We start from the raw sequence: 222 nt of genomic DNA, 5'->3' as shown, positions 1-222 counted from the left end.
CCTTAATATAGCCTAGAGCTGTTATATCCGAATCACTCAGTTTGGTATCGGTATTATCAAGATAAAGGCTTAAGTCAATTGCTTTGGCTGATCCGTTGTTGGTAATGGTCAATATATGTGTAGATTCATCCAAGGCCAAGTCCTGAATCTCATTCGTAATATCATCATCTTTCTCAGTCTTAATATAGCCTAGAGCTGCAATTTCAGAATCACTCAGTTTGC

The 222-nt window shown here is 37.8% G+C and carries 1 protein-coding gene; it reads right to left on the bottom strand.

What is annotated here, in order from left to right; all coding sequences use genetic code 11:
• Positions 1 to 222, bottom strand: a 222-nt coding sequence (locus ACXR6G_RS20190; protein WP_458363260.1) for a hypothetical protein, incomplete at both ends; no start/stop codon positions are given.

Source organism: Ancylomarina sp. YFZ004, assembly GCF_054254355.1.
Note: the sequence above shows the minus strand (reverse complement) of the source record. Positions and strands in the feature narration are given on the sequence as shown.